This window comes from Formosa sp. A9, from assembly GCF_051200825.1.
GTDB lineage: Bacteria > Bacteroidota > Bacteroidia > Flavobacteriales > Flavobacteriaceae > Formosa.
This window is the reverse complement of sequence record NZ_CP195158.1, coordinates 3420862-3438904: the sequence shown is the minus strand read 5'-3', so window position 1 is coordinate 3438904 and position 18043 is coordinate 3420862. Positions and strand designations below refer to the sequence as shown.

The 18043-nt window shown below is 39.6% G+C and carries 17 protein-coding genes; 13 read left to right on the top strand and 4 right to left on the bottom strand.

Annotated features, from left to right (window positions below):
• Positions 1–8 precede the first annotated feature (8 nt).
• Genes ACR9EA_RS15080 through ACR9EA_RS15065 form a run of 4 tightly spaced genes read left to right on the top strand, consistent with a single transcriptional unit; the run spans position 9 to position 3191 of the window.
• Positions 9–1277: a hypothetical protein gene (locus ACR9EA_RS15080; protein WP_435134868.1), complete on the top strand. Its 1269-nt coding sequence runs from the start codon at positions 9–11 to the stop codon at positions 1275–1277.
• A 2-nt stretch (positions 1278–1279) separates the two neighbouring features.
• Entirely contained in the window at positions 1280–1759 is a 480-nt protein-coding gene (locus ACR9EA_RS15075; protein WP_435134865.1) for a hypothetical protein, read from the top strand.
• Entirely contained in the window at positions 1756–2034 is a 279-nt protein-coding gene (locus ACR9EA_RS15070) for a hypothetical protein (RefSeq protein ID WP_435134863.1), read from the top strand. Before ACR9EA_RS15075 ends, ACR9EA_RS15070 begins: the two co-directional genes overlap by 4 nt.
• Positions 2031–3191: a glycosyltransferase family 4 protein gene (locus ACR9EA_RS15065; RefSeq protein ID WP_435134860.1), complete on the top strand. Its 1161-nt coding sequence runs from the start codon at positions 2031–2033 to the stop codon at positions 3189–3191. The genes ACR9EA_RS15070 and ACR9EA_RS15065 overlap by 4 nt, the downstream gene beginning before the upstream one ends.
• Positions 3192–3233: 42 nt before the next feature.
• Here the strand turns inward: ACR9EA_RS15065 and ACR9EA_RS15060 are convergent, their stop codons facing one another.
• From ACR9EA_RS15060 to ACR9EA_RS15045, 4 genes are read right to left on the bottom strand one after another with little or no spacing between them, the layout of a single operon-like run.
• Positions 3234–3812 (bottom strand): YdeI/OmpD-associated family protein, encoded by a 579-nt coding sequence (locus tag ACR9EA_RS15060; RefSeq protein WP_435134857.1) that lies wholly within the window; start codon positions 3810–3812, stop codon positions 3234–3236.
• Between the two features lie 2 nt (positions 3813–3814).
• Entirely contained in the window at positions 3815–4204 is a 390-nt protein-coding gene (locus ACR9EA_RS15055; protein ID WP_435134854.1) for a DoxX family protein, read from the bottom strand.
• A gap of 7 nt (positions 4205–4211) precedes the next feature.
• Positions 4212–4676: an SRPBCC domain-containing protein gene (locus ACR9EA_RS15050; protein WP_435134851.1), complete on the bottom strand. Its 465-nt coding sequence runs from the start codon at positions 4674–4676 to the stop codon at positions 4212–4214.
• A gap of 3 nt (positions 4677–4679) precedes the next feature.
• Positions 4680–5003, bottom strand: coding sequence for an ArsR/SmtB family transcription factor (locus ACR9EA_RS15045; RefSeq protein ID WP_435134849.1), 324 nt, complete (start codon positions 5001–5003; stop codon positions 4680–4682).
• 406 nt (positions 5004–5409) lie between these two features.
• Between ACR9EA_RS15045 and ACR9EA_RS15040 the strand changes: the two genes are divergently transcribed.
• From ACR9EA_RS15040 to ACR9EA_RS15000, 9 genes are read left to right on the top strand one after another with little or no spacing between them, the layout of a single operon-like run.
• The gene (locus ACR9EA_RS15040) at positions 5410–9513 is read left to right on the top strand and encodes a DUF6908 domain-containing protein (RefSeq protein ID WP_435134847.1); all 4104 of its coding nucleotides are present in this window, start codon (positions 5410–5412) and stop codon (positions 9511–9513) included.
• A 4-nt stretch (positions 9514–9517) separates the two neighbouring features.
• Entirely contained in the window at positions 9518–9739 is a 222-nt protein-coding gene (locus ACR9EA_RS15035; RefSeq protein ID WP_435134844.1) for a hypothetical protein, read from the top strand.
• A gap of 3 nt (positions 9740–9742) precedes the next feature.
• Positions 9743–14008, top strand: coding sequence for an SNF2-related protein (locus ACR9EA_RS15030; protein ID WP_435134841.1), 4266 nt, complete (start codon positions 9743–9745; stop codon positions 14006–14008).
• A gap of 26 nt (positions 14009–14034) precedes the next feature.
• Complete coding sequence (locus ACR9EA_RS15025) at positions 14035–14646, top strand: hypothetical protein (RefSeq protein ID WP_435134838.1); 612 nt, start codon at positions 14035–14037, stop codon at positions 14644–14646.
• 10 nt (positions 14647–14656) lie between these two features.
• Positions 14657–15283, top strand: a complete 627-nt coding sequence (locus ACR9EA_RS15020) for a hypothetical protein (RefSeq protein WP_435134836.1) — start codon at positions 14657–14659, stop codon at positions 15281–15283.
• A 3-nt stretch (positions 15284–15286) separates the two neighbouring features.
• A complete protein-coding gene (locus tag ACR9EA_RS15015) occupies positions 15287–15757 on the top strand; it encodes a hypothetical protein (RefSeq protein ID WP_435134833.1) in 471 nt (156 codons plus the stop codon).
• 6 nt (positions 15758–15763) lie between these two features.
• Complete coding sequence (locus tag ACR9EA_RS15010) at positions 15764–16597, top strand: hypothetical protein (RefSeq protein WP_435134830.1); 834 nt, start codon at positions 15764–15766, stop codon at positions 16595–16597.
• On the top strand, positions 16578–17543 hold the full coding sequence (locus ACR9EA_RS15005; RefSeq protein WP_435134827.1) for a zonular occludens toxin domain-containing protein: 966 nt from the start codon (positions 16578–16580) through the stop codon (positions 17541–17543). Before ACR9EA_RS15010 ends, ACR9EA_RS15005 begins: the two co-directional genes overlap by 20 nt.
• Entirely contained in the window at positions 17544–18041 is a 498-nt protein-coding gene (locus tag ACR9EA_RS15000) for a hypothetical protein (protein ID WP_435134824.1), read from the top strand.
• The last annotated feature ends 2 nt before the right edge of the window (positions 18042–18043 follow it).

The window sequence follows — 18043 nt, the reverse complement described above, 5'->3', positions numbered from 1 at the left end:
ATAACATCATGTTGGTCATCAATTATTCAATCTCCTATAAAGCACTGGATCAGTTCGTGGAATACCACAACGATTCGCATGAGGCTTTATCGGATAAGATTAAAGCAAGCGTACTCCTTACTGCCAAGGAAATTATTCGCATTTACGGAGCCTTCTTAATCAAGGCAAATGGCATAATGGAGCTAACGGCTGAAAACCTGCCGGCTCTGAAAACAAACAACTCACAGTTAGCAGGATTAGTAAAGGTTAGCCCAAGAACCATCCAAAGACATATCATCAAGCTACAAGAGGCAGGTATTATTACAGGCAAGGAATTTTGCGGAAGCAATAGCGGATATGAGTTGTTGATAAACCCTAAAATACTGTTAGCAAGGTGTCGAAAAGACCTTTTGGAAGCCGAAAAGGAGTTGCAGGAAGCAAAACAAAAAGACCTTGAAAATCAATCAATTAAAAATGAAGGTACGACAAATTGTCCTCATACATACACTAGAAACAATAGTTACAATAAAAATAATTTAATAATAGGTGTAGATAACTCCAACGGTTCATCTCCTGATCAGAGAAGAACTGGCAACCAAAGAAATCGGAGTTCGCTATCGCTCACGGAAATTTTAAATAAAGCAGGTTACCCTACTGGAAACATTTTAACTGGAAACACCGGGGAAAAAGATGCGAAAATTTCCAACGATACCGGGGAAAAAGTGCGGAAGCGAGCCATTAATGAACAAAACTGGAAACAACAGGACGGTTCGGCTCGCAGCACTTCCCTTAATTTTTATGCAGAAAGCTTGTGGAAACTGGCGAAAAACCTTTTGTACAGGGATGTTTTTCTGACGGAATTCCAGGAAAACCAAGCCAAAGAGCTGCTTATCAAGTGGTACGAGCCGGTTTCCGACAAGTTTTTATCCAATGTGCATCAAAATTATTGTGAACGGGTTTACCTCGTTCGAGATTTTGTTGCCAAGGATCCTGAAAAGCGATTCGTTCAACTTCCATATCGCTATTTCGATACCAATAACCCTTCCGGATTCACAGGAACCAAAAAGTGGCTCCAAAAACACTTGGAACGCAAAGAGGAAGTCCGCAAAAAGCTCATTCTCCATGCTCAAATCAAAAAATACCTGAACAACGAGAAAAAGACTGATTCCAATCGAAAGTCTTCGCTTCAGGTGTATCGAGAATGCGAAACACGAATCGGCAAACTGGGCGATCAATCTCTATTGCACCTATTTCATGCAGCGGTGCTAAAACCGGAAGTTATTCATCAAATCAGATAGATATGCTAGGAAAGAAAAAAGGAATCAAAGAGAGCCTTAAAAACTATATGGAGAATGTAACCATAGATGTTTTTGGCTACGAAAAGAAAGTCATTAGCAATGTACACGGCTATTTTCAGGTGCAATCCAAGAATTATCGACTTTCTAAAGAAGATATGATTGTAGAAATCGGCTTGCAGAACAAACTATGCAAAGCCCGATTGATAACCGACAAGGCATTGCTTTATGCTATTCCCACTCCTGAGTTAATCGACTTTTTTGCAGGTGAAGGTATGGCAACAGCATTGGGTTTACAGCCTATTGTTGAAAAGCGTGTGAGTGATTATTTGCAGCACCTCGCTATTGCCCATGCCATCCCCACTAAAAAGGTCAATGCTAAAATTCAGCTTCAAGACAACCTTGTAAAGGTTTTTCTGTGCCATGGTGAAAAGTACCATAGCCTTATTCCATTAAAAACATTAATAAAACAATTCAAACCATGACAGCACCCCAAGGAGGATGGAAATTGAAAAGGGATTCCCTTTCAAAACTGCTCATCTATTTCAAAGATGGCAATGTGAGAACACTATGGTCACTAGACTGGAAGCACAAGTATTCCAAGTTCCTGGACCGACATTTAGGTCTAGCAAGACTTAGAAAGAAAGTAACTGAATACGGCACAAAAGCCGATGCAGCCATCATTTATGACAAACAAACCGGTAACGAGATTGAAAAGTATTTCGAGGGAACTCCGGTAAAAAAAGACGTGAACTCATGAGAAATGTAAAAGAACTATTAGAGCGATTAAACAGCTCTCTTTCCTTTGAGGAAAAATACCCTGAACTACAAGATGAAGCTGAAAAAGTACATGTATTGTATGTTGCTCCTTGTATGAATGCTTCGGGTTATTACAGAATGATAGCACCTGCCTTGGAACTCAACAAAACCAAGTCGCATAAAGCTATTGTCAATCAAATTCACAAATGGAACTTCAATAAGAAGTATGATGAATACGATACTCCAGTTGATGAAAGGTTAATTCATTGGGCTGACTACATCGTATTTCCTGCCTTCTTTACAGATATTCAACCGATCATTGAAGGTATTGTTTCTATTAACGACCGTATTCAGTTTGTAATGGATGTTGATTGTCATTATTTCAATTTCCCTGACTATCATCCCGGAATAAAAAAGTTCCCCAAAGAGCAACTAGAAAAGCTATTGGAGAACCTTTCCAAAATGGATGTGATAACAGCTCCTACCAATGGCATACTGGAAGCCATTGAAGATAAGTTGGAAGAAGCTTTTCCTGATTCGGATCCGATGTTTGCTTTTGTTCCCAACTTACTTTCTAATCAAGCTTATGCCGAAGTTCCTCAAATCAACAAGAACAATGGTAAAACTGTAAGACTGGGAATCATTACCAATCCTTCACAATCCGAAGATGTGAAAAGCATTTTACCTGTTTTACAGGATGTATTGAAAGACCATAATGCAGAACTCTTCATTTTTGGTTGGAACGGAAAACTCAAAGACGAAAACAGCCTTAGTGACCTACCCTTTAAATTCGTGAAGCCGGTGTCCTTTTTAGAATATCCAACCAAGTTAAATAAGCTCGCTTTGGATGTAATACTTCATCCCATGAACGACCATCCATTCAACACAGAAGGAAAATCCTTTATAAAGTATTTAGAGGCTGCTGCATTCGCTATTCCGGTGATTAGTTCTGTTGTTTTCCCTTATTCTGAAATCATCAAACACGGTGAAAATGGAATGCTTGCCAAAGATGAAAATGAGTGGAATGAGCAATTACAGAAATTGATTACCGATACTCAATTACGCACCGACATTGGTCGAGAAGCCTTAAAGTATGCGTGGAAGAACTGGAGCTATAATAAAACTACAATGGAGATTTATAAAGAGCTGTTCATGTAGAAAATGAACAGCTTCGATTTAATTACCTAAACTTAGAAGTTCTCATTGATCGTTATGTCCCTTTCCCTTAAAGATTTTCGGTTTCGCCTTTTCAATTCTCGAACTTCTTGTTTTGGATTGTTTGGCTTCTGAAAAATATAGCAAATAACCCCTTTGTCGTCCTGGTGTCAGGTTGTAAAATGCAGTTTTAAAATCCGAGTCGTTCTCAAATTCTTGTTCAAGTTCTTCGGGCATTATATATTCAGAAGTCTTTTTCATTTTAACTTCCAAACCTGCTTTTTCTACCTCTATTGCTTCAAAAATATAGGCTTTGATAACTCCTTTCAAGTCATTGATTTGGGTTTTATCCGAAAATCGTATTTGTCGAGCCGATTGTACGTTTTCGGTCTGTTGCACCAAAATATTTTCGGTATCATTTAGCAATGCTCCCTTGTGAAAAAGTAAAGCACAATATTCTTTAAATCCGTGGATAAGAACTATGTTCTTGCCTTGAAAAGTATAGCAAGGGTGCATCCATTTAAAATCTTCGTCAAGTCCACATTCCAAGCAAATTTCTCGAAGTAAAATGCTTTCTTCTTTCCAATTCTTGATTTTTTCTATGTATCTGTCAACTTTTTCCATTTTTAATTTTGTTTTTTCAGTTCAATAATTTTTCGGTCGTTCAGTCTGAAATACCAAGACGTAATAGTTACCAAAAGCAAAATAATTGAAGGTAATGCTTCTGTTATGGGTTGTCCAACTGCCAAATGTGAAATGGTTGCTCCTGACATTGCAAAGAAAAAACCCGCATAAGCCCATTCTTTTAGCAAAGGTTTTTTAGGGATTAAAATGGCGATTACGCCCAAGATTTTCCAAGTTCCGAGAATTGACAACAAGTAGAGTGGGTAGCCAAGTTGGGTAACTATTTCATTGTATCCACCAATTTGAAGCATTTGCTGTATTCCGCCAGCCAACATTCCGAATGATAGGAAGATTGTTGAAAACCAATAGGTTATTTTTTTCGTTTTAGTCATTTTGCAGTTATTTTGATTTTGTCAATATTTCTTCCAATCGGTTATGTGCCCAATTGATACCTTGCTTGAATGGAAGTTTTAGATTTTGGTCTCTGTGGTTTACGGATTGATAGATTACATTCTGTTTTAATCTACTTGTGCTATCGGTCAAATTCTCGAACTCGTAAATTTCAAGTTGAACGCCAAAAGGCATATTTTCCATTTCAAAAGTCCTTATGATTTTTTCGTTTGTTGTGAAGTCGTGTATTGTGCCATTAAATCCAATTTGGTTGCCTTTTGGGTCGCAAGTTGAGAATTGGAAACTACCGTGTTTCTGAAAGTCTAATTTTAACACTTTTGTTCCCATCCATTGTTCGATTAACTCTGGTTCTGTATATGCTTTGAACAAAAGTTCTACTGGCAAGTCAAAAGTTCTTGTAATCAGAATTTCTTGTTTACCGTCTTCGGCTATGACGTTTGTTTTTTGTTCCATATTTTATTTTTTTGATTGATAGTTCTTCATTACCGATTCTAATTTGTTAAATCGGTCGTCCCATAGTTTTCTGAAAGGCTCGATAAATTCCGCTATTTCTTTCATTCCGTTTGGGTTTAAGTGATAGTAGATTTCTCGTCCTATTTGTTCCTGTTTCAAAATCTCACATTCGGTGAGAATTTGAATGTGCTTGGAAATCGTTTGCCTTGAATAATCAAAATTTTCGGCAATCGCAGTTGGTGTCAAAGCTTGTAGTGCAACCAAAGAAATAATAGTTCTTCGAGTTGGGTCAGCAATGGCTTGGAAAACATCTCTTCTTAATTTCATTACGCAGCTATTTGGCTGCAAATGTATATGCAATTATTTAACTGCGCAATTTTTTCTCAAATATTTGATTTTGTATTATGCTTTTTTTTAGAAAATCAACATCCCTTTAAAGGGAAAGAGTAATTTGAAAAATATTGTACCGATGAAACAAGCTTTAATTTATATCTGCAATAAATTTAATCCTTTGTTAGTAAAGGCTTTACGAGAAAAGAATGTTTACGGTCAGTTTTTAATTGTACCGAGGTACAAAATGGAACCAATTATTTTTCAGATCTTCCTGCTAATTTTAAACCCACAAAAGACCTTCTATAAATAATAAGGAGGTCTTTTTTCGCAGCCTGTTTGCTATATAGGCTTTGCTTTCCCTGCCTTTAGAAAGGCTTTTTATAAATAATAAAAAGACTGGATGAAGGTAGATATTTCATTTAATACAAATAAAAACGGTGTAGAGCTTCGCTTTGATGAAAAGCCGGACGAAGCTACAACCTCTCAATTAAAAGCCGTAGGTTTTAAATACAGCTACCGCCAAAATATGTGGTATGCTTCTAAAACCAATTCCATTGTAGGTTTTGCGAACAACCTTAAAGAAGCTCTCGAATCAGGAGAAACAACCATTGCTATAAATATAAAGCCCTCTTTTTCTGCATCCGAAGAAAATATTGATCATAAGAATTTCAGTTATGTAAGCATTGCAGCAAAAGATGATGAAGGCAAGCTGTTTTGGGAAAACTACATTGTATTTGAACCAAGCAAGAACATTGCCGAGCAATTGGTAAGTGAGTTCGCCAAAGTAACCTTTGGAGACAAACTCCACTCCATCAACATCTATCCAAGAAACTATGTCCGCAAAGCTCGTCAGCTTTTTAAGGAAGGTAATATCATTGGAGAGAAGTCGGAACAAAAAGAGGTTCAAACCAAGGAACCTGCTGCAAAGCCTCTTGTTCAATCCGACCGTCCTTTAAGCAAAAAGGACAAATTAGAAATCCTTAATGCCTTTGGAAAGTTTGCTCGTAAGCGACAAGCTGATTTTGGCAATTTAGAGGAAGAGGAAATGCCCTTGCTGTTTTCCGGTTGGCTGCGTGTGAATCATGCTGATTTAAGCGACCGAAAAAATGAGATTTGGGAAGAATACTATACCATTCAAAATATTCTGAATCCTGATCCTGAAAAGCCACAAATTCCACCCAAGGATTACCATTTGTTTTTCAGAAGGTTCCGAGAGCAAATAAATAAGCCGATTGGAGAACCGGAAAACGAAACTACTTCTACCGAAGCTTTTTCTTCATGGCTCGATGAAAACTATTCTAACATTACTGATGCAGATAAAAAAGCTCTTACGGGTAATTACGAGAACTGGCTAAAGGAAAAAGCGAAGAACTTAAAGGCATTGGAGAATTTATCCAAGCCTAAAAAGATGCAGCCCTACAGTGCCATTTTCAATAAGCTGCAAAAACTTATTCCTAATCTAAATGAGCATTTGGAGATTGGTACTCCAAATGGTAAATCGGTATTGGATAGCAAAGCGTTGATGGACTTATCCTATGACTTTTTAGGTCAGGATAAAAAAGGACGTTACCTCATTGCATTGGCTCACTATTTCAGTCAGAATGGCGATTTAGTTCCCGATCCCGATATGCAGATTCGTATTGATTTGGAATTGGAAACTGGTGAAGCCATGCACTACCAAGACCAATTTGGTTACCGACCGGTGTATGTGTTTGAGGATGGCAAAGAACTGGTAAATCTCAAAGAGAAAAAAGAACAAAACAAGTTCTTATCCGGATGGCTCAGTAACCTTTTGAATCAAGGTCATAAACTGGAATTAGAAGCTGCTGAAAATAATGAAGAGGAAGTTAATCCCGAACCTGAAACAAAAGATGAACAGCCTAAAGATGATGGTATTCTTGCTCATAGTGGATTAACACCTGATGGCATATTTCAGGCATTTGATAAAGCCTACAAACAAAAAAACTACGAAGGAGCTGCCAGGGAACTGGATGTGCTTCTTATGGATATTCGCAACGGACATCATTTAGAAAGTTTTCCTGAAGCCATACTTCGGTCGCAAATGACCGGAATGCGAACGCCTATGAAGAAATTAGGTTGGGCTCATTACTATCGCATTATTGATGACGAACAATTTAAAGAGGCTCTTTCTACTAACCTTTGGGAACTCGTTCCACAGGAATACAAGCAGGTAAAAGCAATCAAACCACTCGATTGGAAAGCCGATCCGATGGATAAGGGCTTGCAAAAGATTGTAGCTTCTTTCGTTTCAAAAGACGAATACCGAACCGCCATGTTGGGGGTGAATTTTGATAAAAATGGCATTGTCGCTACCAACGGATTCAAACTCCTTTTCATTCCTGATACCGACCATGCAGCCGAAGGATTGTATTGTATCTCTCCTAAATGTTGGGAAGCCATCAATATTGACAGTAAAGACGGCACAGGACTTTCAGAAGTAGATCAGGATCGTGTAGAACAATACCGTACCCAAACCCGTTACCCAGATTACAGTTCTGTTATTCCTTCTTCATTAAATCATGTGCAGCCCATAGATGCGGAAAGCCTATTGAGCTTTTTGGAAGGCATGAAACGTTCCGGATTTTTAAAGCCGGATAATTACCCTGTTTGCTTAAAAGTAGGTAGCTACTATGTAGGTTTTGCCGTGGACATTCTTATTGATTCCATCAAAGCACTATTGCATTTGGGAATCACTGAATTGGAGTTAGGTGTGTTGGAAGCAACCAAAGGTTGTTTACTAGCTGAAAAGGGAAAAACTAAAGAAGCTAGAGGATTACAACATCCATTTGTGCTGATGATGCCTCTTGTTGTGGATGCCGTTTATGAACGTGATTATCCCGATACTGGTGATGTGTATTTTGATACCGCTCTCAATTCAGTTGTTACCAAAGGAATTGATGAACCCAAAGAGCAAGAATCAGAGCTTTTAAAGGATACCGAAGAAGACATTGAAATTCCTTTTACCAAACAAACCGGATACAGAGGCTCTATTCGATTGAGAACCATTCCTGAAAAAGGATTTAGTTACGGCAATTCTTCGGGTAAACAATTTGGTGATTTTTCAGGCTCTTCTTCTCCAAGTACACCGGTTTCAGATAAAGATATTTTCTCCACCAAAGAGCAAGCCTTAAAAGCTGCATTTGATGAACATGTAAAAACACTTGCTGCCCATATTCAAAGCAGAGATAGCATTTACAATAATGAAGAGCAAAAGTTAAAGAAACTGAGAAAAGCTCTTGATGAATTGATAGCCTTTGCCAAAACAAAAGGTATTTCCATCAGTCATATCCCTGACAAAAGTCCGGCAGCCAAAGAAGGTTCAATTGATTTTATTCTACCTGCTGCATGGAAAATGACCGATGACGAATACCCTCAAAACAAAGTGTTGGTATTTGGCAACCCTTACAATCAGTCGAAGTTAAGAACGATTCTTTTAGACCGTATTGAAGCTACTTCCATTCAATCTCAATTGGAACTGGTTAAAGACATTCGCAAGCGTTTTAAGGAACGAGCTCCCATCAAACTAGAATCCTCTTCTTTGGTTTCGCAAAGCAAATCAGGCGAGAAAAAACATAAAGCAATCATTCGCAATTACCTCGATGACCTGATTTTAGACAATGAGATTTGGAAAGTACCCGGAGCTACTTCGGGCGTACTTGAGTATTTGGTTCGCTATCTACTCAACGAGAAAACACCTGCGGTTAAACCGGAATCCAAACCCGATAAAAAGCCGAGTAATCAGCATGACTTGAATCTTCAAATTGAAGAGTTTATCGTGGAGAAAGATGCCGAGGACGAACCCTATTCAGAAGAGGACAAACAATTCATTGCTCAATATACCGGAAGCGGTGGTTTAATCAAGCAAGGAGCTTCGGGCAAAGGTGTGTTGTATGAATACTTCACTCCGGAGGTCATTGTGCAGAAAATGTGGGGCTTGGCATACAAGTTTGGTTATTCAGGCGGTGCAGTATTGGAGCCTTCCTGCGGAACAGGAAACTTTTTCAAATACGCTCCCAAAGAAGCTGAATTGGTGGGTTATGAAATCAATCCTTATTCAGTCCGCATTGCAGAAATCATTTATCCGAATGCCAGTATCTATCAGCAGCCTTTTGAAACCCTCTTTTTTGCAGGTAACACCCACTTGAAAGATGACTTTGGTGGAGCGAAGTATGAACTGGTTATAGGTAACCCACCCTACGGTGAATTTTCAGGGAAATGGGCAGGAATGGGCGAAAAGAAATGGACTGGAGCTACGGAATACGACCAGTACTTCATTACTCGTGGACTAGACTTATTGCTGCCCGGAGGCGTATTGGTTTTCATTATTCCAAGTGCCTTTCTAAGTAATAATTCCAAATACAACAAGCTCAAAGAAAAGGTAGCAGCCAAAGCCAATTTGGTAGATGCTTACAGGCTTCCTGCCCGAATGTTTAAAACCACCGACATCGGAACTGACATCATAGTATTCAAACGCAAAAACTAAAGACATGGCAAAAAAATCATCTATACAAGAACTGAAAAAATTAATCCAATTGGAATTACAGGAATGCGATTCCAATAAATGGCAATACGTGTGTGAAATGCAAAGCACTCCAAAGGGCTATGCCCGAATTGAGGAAATGATTATCCGCTATGTCGCCAAAGAAGGTATGCCCATTGGCTCTGCCATCGCACTTATTGAACAGGAATTAGCTCATCAAAACGCATAAGGCATGGCACAAGGATATAAAGGCTTTGCCCAAATCGCACGAGAGGCAAACAAACGATTAGAAGAACTTAAAAAACAAAAGAGCATGGATCCACTACTAGAAGAACGAGGCTTTATTGGTCCGAACGATATTACTTCTGCTGAGTATGCATGGGAAATGCGAAAAACTGAATACCAACAAATCAAGGCGATTGAAAAAACCGGTAGCCCCATGGTATTGAATCATGCAGACGGTAAACAGCATGAATACCTGATTACCGAGGCGATAAAAGCAGGCAAGGAAATTCCCGAAGAAGTATTGCAAGATTACCCATGGCTCAAAGCTGAAATGCAAGAACTGGAAACCGTCAAAGAAAGTGAATCCATAAGCCAAACAGAGCAACCCAATTTACTGATGGGAGATGCGTGGTTTGAGCAAAACCCTACTAAAATATTGGGCGAGCAATACGAAACTACCGACCGTTTTGGAAAGCCTACTACGAAGGTTAAAGGATCTATGAATGATGTAATTACAGGTATTAACGTGCCTTCGGTTGATATTCCGGTAAAACATGTAGAAGCTCTTGAATCCAACATCAAAGACGATTTAGAGCATTTGGTAAAGGATAAGGTGTACAAAGAAAACATTGAGCAAGTCGTTCAAAAAACCAAAAAGGAACGAGCGGAAAAGGAACTGCAAAAAGCCATCAATCCGGATGCTCCTATGATGGTCGCAAAAGACAATTTCTCTTTTGATGACATCATGCAGCAATACAACAAAGGACTAACCGATGATGAAATCAAAGCGTGGGTTTGGTACAAACGCAAAACCAATGGCTACAATGATGAAACGGTGATTTTGGCGAAGAAAAACGGTTGGTCAAAATATGTGGTTCCCTTAAACGAAGTTGGCAAACAACTAGATAAATGGCTCAAAGCCGGAGTGGTTTGCTACTACAATGGCGACTACATGCCAAGCGTACTCTACTATGCTGAAAACATCTACAAACGTCAATCGGTATTGTTGCGTGAAAAAGAAACCATCATTCAGACCTTTGGCGAAGAACAATACAACCGACAATGGAAAGGATTGGAAGCGGTTAAACCACCTAAACTGACTTTAACTGATCCAAGAAAAGAAAACCGCTTATTTATCAAGCCTACTTCTTCTTTTGGTAAAGAGATTCGTGTGGGAGCTTTAACCGATGGAACTGCTTTTACAGAGTACAATTCTACGACCGGAAAATGGCAAGAAGGTACAACGGACTTAACCGATGCTTTCAAACAATGGCTTCGCAATCAGCCCAAGGATGATTTTAAGAAATCAAGTGCCTGGGATATTATTTCCTATTACATAGATGGAAGAACACCGCCAAGGCATTACGATAAAGAAGAAAAGTTACGTATTCGTCAAAATGCCAAACAGGAAGGCGATACTTTCTTTGTAGAGTTTTTGGCAAAGGGACTTACTCGTGAAGACCAGTTAAAGATTGAGCAACTTTGGAACGAGCGTTATAACGGATATGTAGAAATCAATTACTTCAAAATTCCGGTCGCTTTTACTTGTTCTGCTACTTTCAAAAACAAACCACTATTTATCCGTCCGGCTCAACGAGAAGGTATTGGATTTATCAGTGTGCATGGCTCCGGCTGTATTGCCTATGATGTCGGTGTGGGTAAAACCATGACCGCTATTCTATCGCTTGCACAAGCTTTGGAAAGCGGACAATGTAAACGTCCATTTATTGTGGTTCCCAACCAAACCTATAAAAACTGGCTTTCGGAACTGCGAGGTGTGGTGGAAAAAGGACAAGTAACCCTTACCGGAGTATTGCCTCAATATCAGGTGATGGATCTGTATAATCTTGGACGAGATTATTTAGAGCCATTAATGGATGAAAACGGCACGGTGCAACCGGTTCCTGAATATTCTATTTCGGTACTCACTTATGAAGGGTTTAACCGATTAGCCTTTAATGATGAAACGTGGGACACCATTGGAAATGAGCTTTTTGATATTCTCAACCAAGGAACCGAGGAAGAGCGTGAAAAAGTAAAGCTCTTTGAAAAGATTGAAGAGATGATGGGGCGTGGCGTGAAAGGTGGAACGGCAAACATCGAAGAGCTTGGTTTTGATTACATGGTAGTCGATGAAGCCCATGCCATGAAAAAGTCTTTTACTCAGGTAAAAGGTGAACAGCAAGGAAGTGGCAAACGTGAACGTGCTCCTTATGAAATCAAATCCGGACAGCCATCCATGACGGCTTTGCGTGGTTTTATGATTAGCCAGTACATTCTTAGAAACAACAAAATGAGAAACGTACTGCTTTTAACAGCTACGCCATTTACCAATTCACCGCTAGAGATTTATTCCATGCTTGCCCTGATTGGTTATCAGCAATTGGAAAAATCAGGTGTAAAAAACATCAAGGAGTTTTTTGATACCTACATCAAGACAAGTTTGGAATTGGTAATCAATGCCAAGCTCAAACCGGAACGAAAAGAGATTGTGATGGGCTTTGCCAACCTTATTGCTTTGCAATCGCTCATATTCAAATTCATCACCTACAAAACCGGTGAAGATGCCAATATCCAACGTCCAAACAAGATTGTATTGCCAATGGTGAACAAGCGTGAAGGTGATCAGGTCATTGCACTTTCACCCGAAGAGCAAATCAGTACCAACTTACCGCTTACCCCAACACAAAGAGGTTTTATGCAAGATGTAGAGTTGTATGTTACTGGCAGAACAAGTCTTACTAATTTCTGTGTAAACCCAATGGGGATGGAAGAAGAAAGTGAAGACAGTTCTTCAGGGGAATCCATTAATGAAAGCAACATGTCGGCTGATGAAGAAGAAGGAGCTAGAATATTGCGTGGACTTTCTTTTGCAAGGCAATTGGCGTTAAGTCCATATCTGTATGCTTGTAATCCTGATAAAAATCCAAGCTACGATCAATACGTGGATTCTTCTCCCAAGCTGAAATATGTGATGGAGTGCATCAAAAGCGTGAAGCGATTCCATGAAATGCGAGGTGAAGATGTAAGCGGACAGGTAATTTACATGAATGCCGGAGTAAGTTTCTTTCCGCTTATTCGTGAATACCTGATTAAGAAAATAGGTTTTAAGGATAATGAAATTGGTATCATCAAAAGTGGATTGAGTGCTGCAAAAAAGGAAGGCATCAAAGAGAAGTTTTTGGCAGGAACCATCAAGGTACTGATTGGAAGTGCAACCATCAAAGAAGGTATCAATCTTCAAAATAAAGCTACTACACTTTACAATTGTTGGCTCGACTGGAACCCTACGGATGTAAAGCAGCTCGAAGGGCGTATTTGGCGATTTGGAAACCGCTATGCCAATGTGCGTATTGTCAATCCACTTATGGAAGACAGTGTAGATACTTTCATCTTTCAAAAATTAGAAGAAAAAACAAGCCGTATCAATGAAATTTGGTACAGAGCCGGAAAAACCAATGCTCTGAATTTAGAAGAGTTCAACCCTTCTGAATTGAAAATGGGATTAGTAACCGATCCAAAGGCTTTGGCTGAATTGCTGCTTATGGAAGAGCGTGAGCAAATTCAGGATGAAATCAATAGCCTGAAAAATCAGCAAAATGTACTCACTGATATAAAGTCGGCTCGTGATAATTTCAATAGCAATATTGAACACGTCAATCAGGCAGTTGAACGCTACAAGCCTCAAAAGACTACCGATAAAGACGGTAATCCGATAAAAGTGCAAGCTCGAAGCATTGAAACGGTTCTAAAAATCTATAAGGATTATTTGGAGGATGAAACCACTCAAACCACTTATCGAGATCAAAACATCTATGATACGGTGCGAAAAGCCAATGCCACATTAAAGCGTGGATTGGAACAAGTACTGAAACCAAAAGGCTATGACATCAATTTTGATTTTGAGCAGGTAAACGGTAGAATCAATACAGAAATTGAGGAAAAGCAACGCATTCTGGAAGAACGCACCGGAACCGAAGCAGTAAGTCAAAAGGCAGAGGAAATCATCAAAGACCGTGAGCAAAAAGGCTATAAACCCAAATCGGTAGCAGAGCGTGTGGAAGAGTTTGCTTCTCTCAATGAAAAGGTGCTCACAGAGCTGATGGTCTATGGTGGTGAATCGGCAAAAGCGACCGATACCAAAAGAGCCAAGAAAGGTGAAGTATTGGAAAGTTCAGCAGATAAGCTCGATAAAATCAGAAAACTACGTGGTGCTTTCAAGCAAATGCAAGAACGCCTACAACGCATCAAAGCCCTGAAAAAGGCTGCATAATTCATTAACAAATTAATATACAAACGATGATAAAAAATGATCCATACAAATTGCTCGAAAAAGAAGGTGTAGCGAAAAAGGTATTGAGCGAACGCTCCCTGGAGGCTTTGAGTATTTACGATGAAACACTGGAAGGTTTAAAGGAATTTCCGGACGATAAAACCATGAAGGACATGGCAGAGCAAATTGGCGAAACCGCTATTGAATTGCTCAAAGAAGATATTGCTACCATCAAAGATGAGTTAACTGACAAGGCAGAACAGCAACAAAAGAAGCAGCTCAAAAAAGCTCAATCCAAAAAGATTGTGGAGAAATCGGAAAAAACCATGGACTACCTCGCTGAATGCCGAAGAAAACTGCGTGATGAGCGAAAGCAAAAAATAGCTTCGGGTGAAATCAAAAAGCCGGTGAAACGAAAGCTTACTACCAAGCTAAAGGACAATATGAAAAAGATTGCCAACATGATGCCCAAGGCAATCAAAGAGGATCCCAATAAGGTAGAGCAAACCGAAAAAGCCGTGCAGAAATTCTTAGGCGATCTCAAACGCATTTGGGGCATGAATAAAATCAAGCCTATTGAAGAGGAATTACATGAGAAATTCAGTGAGTTAAAGGAAAAAGCAGAACAAACCGCATAAAATATTGAACATGAAAAAATATCCGCATCAGGTTTTCCTTGCCGAAAACAAACTAAAAACAGAACAGCTCCCTAAGCAATTGCAAAAACGAATCAAAGGATTTGAAGAGCTTCAAGAAGATTTGGAACATGCCATGGACGATGACCATGACCGTTTGGCTAAAAAGCTCGATCACCTCTCTTTGGAATTGGAAGAAGACCTTTACGAAGAGTTTGAAGATCAATTGGAAAACAATGAGGAACAAGACGATTTGCAACCGGGCAGCTTGTACAGTTTTAGTGATGGATTCACTTGGAAGATCGTCTCTAAAAAAGAAGCCAAAGCCCTGTTTAATAAAAATCAGGAAGTATTCGGATTAAATACAGATGAAGAAACCGAAGGAGTTATTGAAGAATCATCTGATTTAGATGCCTATGAGGTTTTTGCTGTTGAGTACAAAGCTCCCAAAACAAATGGTAAGGCAAATTCTGATGAAGCCATTTTGGATCAGTTGTACGCTAAAGGGAAAAGAGAAATTGCCCGAACCGATTTGCAGAAAATGGGATTCAAAACGCCTTTGGAAGCTTCAAAAGTTAAAGTGGGCAAATACACGCTTTACAAAGCCATGTTCTCTTATACCTACACCATTAAACGCTAGCCTATGGAAGAAACAAGCACTATCCATGGGAAAATCATGCGTTCGGATTATGAAGATTTGCAGTACCATATTGACATGGTGGTAGGTAAAATCGGTTTGCAAAAAACGGTGGTATTGCTTCGCAGCTTTGTAGAGAAAGCTCAGTTTGAACCGGTGAAAAACAATGCTCCTTTGCTGCTTACCTTCCTTACTAATGAGGCAATTGCCTTGTTTGATTTGAAGGAAGAAGATTTTTATACCAACACTACTACCGAGTACCGGGAAGCTCGCATGGCATGTTATCATTTGTATCACAAATACACTTCATACAGCTACTCCAAAGTTGCCCAGGTATTTGGAACCGGAAAACGCAACATCATTTACTACAAGCAAAAAGTAGATGAACGCTTGACAATTCCACACTATTACAAGCCCTTTATTCAGTTGTACGACCAACTGGAAGAGCGAAGCATTCAATTTATATCAAAACTGTAAACAGCCATGAAGGATATACATTCAGAAGTAGAACAAGTATTGAATTCAGGAGCCGAAAACGTGGCTTTTGAAGAGATTCCGGACGAGAATAACAGTCCGCTAAACCAACCGGTTGTGGAAGATGAAATCGGTCATGGCAAAAAGGTAGTTACTCCTAAACAAGAAACAGAACCGATGGAGCAAAATGAAGAGCAGGAAGAATCAGATGAAGAAGAAACGGAAAAAGAACCATCCATAAACGATGACTTTGACCAAAACATCTACGATGCTCCCGAACAGGAAATTGGTTCCTATGAAGAAGGTGAAGACGGTTTGGATGAATTAGACGGAGAAGATTTTGAACTCCCTTCCGGACATGCCAAGCAAGCTGCGGATACCTTACTGGGCATGACCGACAATGTGCTTGCCGTGGGAAGTGGCTTTTTTGTGAAAATCAAAAAACACAAAGACTTCTACGACTTTGAAGAGATTGTTCAGGTTATTGATGAGCAGAATGCTAAAAATGTAAAACGCATCAAGCTTGATGAAGAGGATAAAATCCTGCTTCGTCCACTACTGATAGCCATTCTGAAAAAGAAAGCCAAAAAGCTCACTCCCGAACAGCAATTATTGGGTGCGGTACTCTCAATCTTGATGAAGAAAGCCCAAGTGGTGATGGAAATACGAGCCGAAAATGAAATCCTGCTTGATCGCATATTGGAAATTATTCGGGAAGAAAAAGCCAATGCCATGCCCGAACCGGCTTATGAATCTACCATGGAACAAGAAGAAGAATCCGAGGATGGAGAAATAGAAAAAACTGTATTAGAAGTAGCACAGGATGAAGAAGGAAACGACTAATCAAGACATAGAACAAAAGAAATCGACCAGAGGCAGAAAGCCTATTACCTATTCCAAAGAAGACTTGGAACGCCAACCCATGTTGGTACTTATTTGTGGTGAAACCGGTGTGGGTAAAACCTATCGCAATGTAACCGAGATACGTCACTATATGAAAGACGATGCCTCTACCGGACGAAAAGGCAGAAAGGTATTAGCTTTTGATGTGAATGATGATGATTATCCAATGTTTCCAACGGTAAGTCCTTTTCATATCAAAGCCTTAACTAAGGTGCAAGCTCGCAGGATCCGACCAATAGCCAAAAACGGACAAAACATGAGTATTGAGGAAAAACGTGAAGTGGTACAACGCATGGTGAACCAGTTTAAAAATGGTTTATTGGTACTGGAAGATTTAGATAAATACATGGTGGGTGCAAAAGGTCAAACTGTTGTAGGCTTACTCACTACCAACCGCCATAACGGACTGGATATTATGATTAGTCACCAGTCTATTGCTAAAATCACCACGACCGAATGGCAAAACTGCACATGGCTCCGTTTGCATCATCAGGTAGATGATGTGTCTCGCTATGAAAGCCGAATTCCCAACTACTTTCTAATACGAATTGCCACCTACATTGTAGATGAACAATACAACCTTGCCAACAATGCCTTTGCCGATGGCAGCATCAGCAAAGATGAATACAAAAAACGCAGAAGCTTTTTTGTGTATGTAGATATGCGAAGGCTCAAAATTCGTGGATGCAGCCGTGATGCTTTTATCCGTGCCTGCAAGAAGTTTATTGATACCGAAGACCAACGCAAAATCCGAATGATGCTTCAAGAAAGAGATCATCAAGATAAACCCTTGTACAAAAACCGTTCGGCAGCTACTGTCAAACTCATTACCGAGTACCTACGCCACCACGAAACCGGACCAAATTCTCCTTTTGCATCCAAGTAAATGAAACCACCACTCAAAAAAGGAAGTCCGGACGATTTTCAAACACCACCGGAAGCATTAATGCCCTTATTACCTTTCCTGAAAAAGGATTGGACAATTTGGGAATGTGCTAGTGGTAAAGGAAACCTATCTACCTACCTCAAAAAGGAAGGTTTTAAGGTGATTAGTACCGACATACTTACTGGAAAAGACTTTCTGAACTACGAACCCAAAGAATATGACTGCATCATTACCAATCCACCTTATGCCCTCAAGCAAGAATTTTTAGAACGAGCTTACTGTTTAGGTAAACCTTTTGCCTTTCTTTTGCCTCTCACCACTTTTGAAACCGCCAAACGCCAACAATATTTTAAACATTGTGGACTGGAAGTAATATTCCTAGACAAACGCATCAACTTTGAAACTCCCGATGGCTCCGGAGACGGCTCTTGGTTCGCTACGGCATGGTTTACCAATTGGATGAAAATTGGTAAGCAGATGAGTTTTACTTCTCTTTAAAA

What these genes read in the sequence shown, in the direction of transcription:
- ACR9EA_RS15020 (WP_435134836.1), top strand. Translation starts at nt 14,657, where the DNA reads ATGAAAAAATATCCGCATCAGGTTTTCCTTGCCGAAAACAAACTAAAA.
- ACR9EA_RS15040 (WP_435134847.1), top strand. Translation starts at nt 5,410, where the DNA reads ATGAAGGTAGATATTTCATTTAATACAAATAAAAACGGTGTAGAGCTT.
- ACR9EA_RS15005 (WP_435134827.1), top strand. Translation starts at nt 16,578, where the DNA reads ATGAAGAAGGAAACGACTAATCAAGACATAGAACAAAAGAAATCGACC.
- ACR9EA_RS15050 (WP_435134851.1), bottom strand. Translation starts at nt 4,676, where the DNA reads ATGGAACAAAAAACAAACGTCATAGCCGAAGACGGTAAACAAGAAATT.
- ACR9EA_RS15045 (WP_435134849.1), bottom strand. Translation starts at nt 5,003, where the DNA reads ATGAAATTAAGAAGAGATGTTTTCCAAGCCATTGCTGACCCAACTCGA.
- ACR9EA_RS15070 (WP_435134863.1), top strand. Translation starts at nt 1,756, where the DNA reads ATGACAGCACCCCAAGGAGGATGGAAATTGAAAAGGGATTCCCTTTCA.
- ACR9EA_RS15055 (WP_435134854.1), bottom strand. Translation starts at nt 4,204, where the DNA reads ATGACTAAAACGAAAAAAATAACCTATTGGTTTTCAACAATCTTCCTA.
- ACR9EA_RS15010 (WP_435134830.1), top strand. Translation starts at nt 15,764, where the DNA reads ATGAAGGATATACATTCAGAAGTAGAACAAGTATTGAATTCAGGAGCC.
- ACR9EA_RS15015 (WP_435134833.1), top strand. Translation starts at nt 15,287, where the DNA reads ATGGAAGAAACAAGCACTATCCATGGGAAAATCATGCGTTCGGATTAT.
- ACR9EA_RS15060 (WP_435134857.1), bottom strand. Translation starts at nt 3,812, where the DNA reads ATGGAAAAAGTTGACAGATACATAGAAAAAATCAAGAATTGGAAAGAA.
- ACR9EA_RS15080 (WP_435134868.1), top strand. Translation starts at nt 9, where the DNA reads ATGTTGGTCATCAATTATTCAATCTCCTATAAAGCACTGGATCAGTTC.
- ACR9EA_RS15030 (WP_435134841.1), top strand. Translation starts at nt 9,743, where the DNA reads ATGGCACAAGGATATAAAGGCTTTGCCCAAATCGCACGAGAGGCAAAC.
- ACR9EA_RS15075 (WP_435134865.1), top strand. Translation starts at nt 1,280, where the DNA reads ATGCTAGGAAAGAAAAAAGGAATCAAAGAGAGCCTTAAAAACTATATG.
- ACR9EA_RS15065 (WP_435134860.1), top strand. Translation starts at nt 2,031, where the DNA reads ATGAGAAATGTAAAAGAACTATTAGAGCGATTAAACAGCTCTCTTTCC.
- ACR9EA_RS15025 (WP_435134838.1), top strand. Translation starts at nt 14,035, where the DNA reads ATGATAAAAAATGATCCATACAAATTGCTCGAAAAAGAAGGTGTAGCG.
- ACR9EA_RS15035 (WP_435134844.1), top strand. Translation starts at nt 9,518, where the DNA reads ATGGCAAAAAAATCATCTATACAAGAACTGAAAAAATTAATCCAATTG.
- ACR9EA_RS15000 (WP_435134824.1), top strand. Translation starts at nt 17,544, where the DNA reads ATGAAACCACCACTCAAAAAAGGAAGTCCGGACGATTTTCAAACACCA.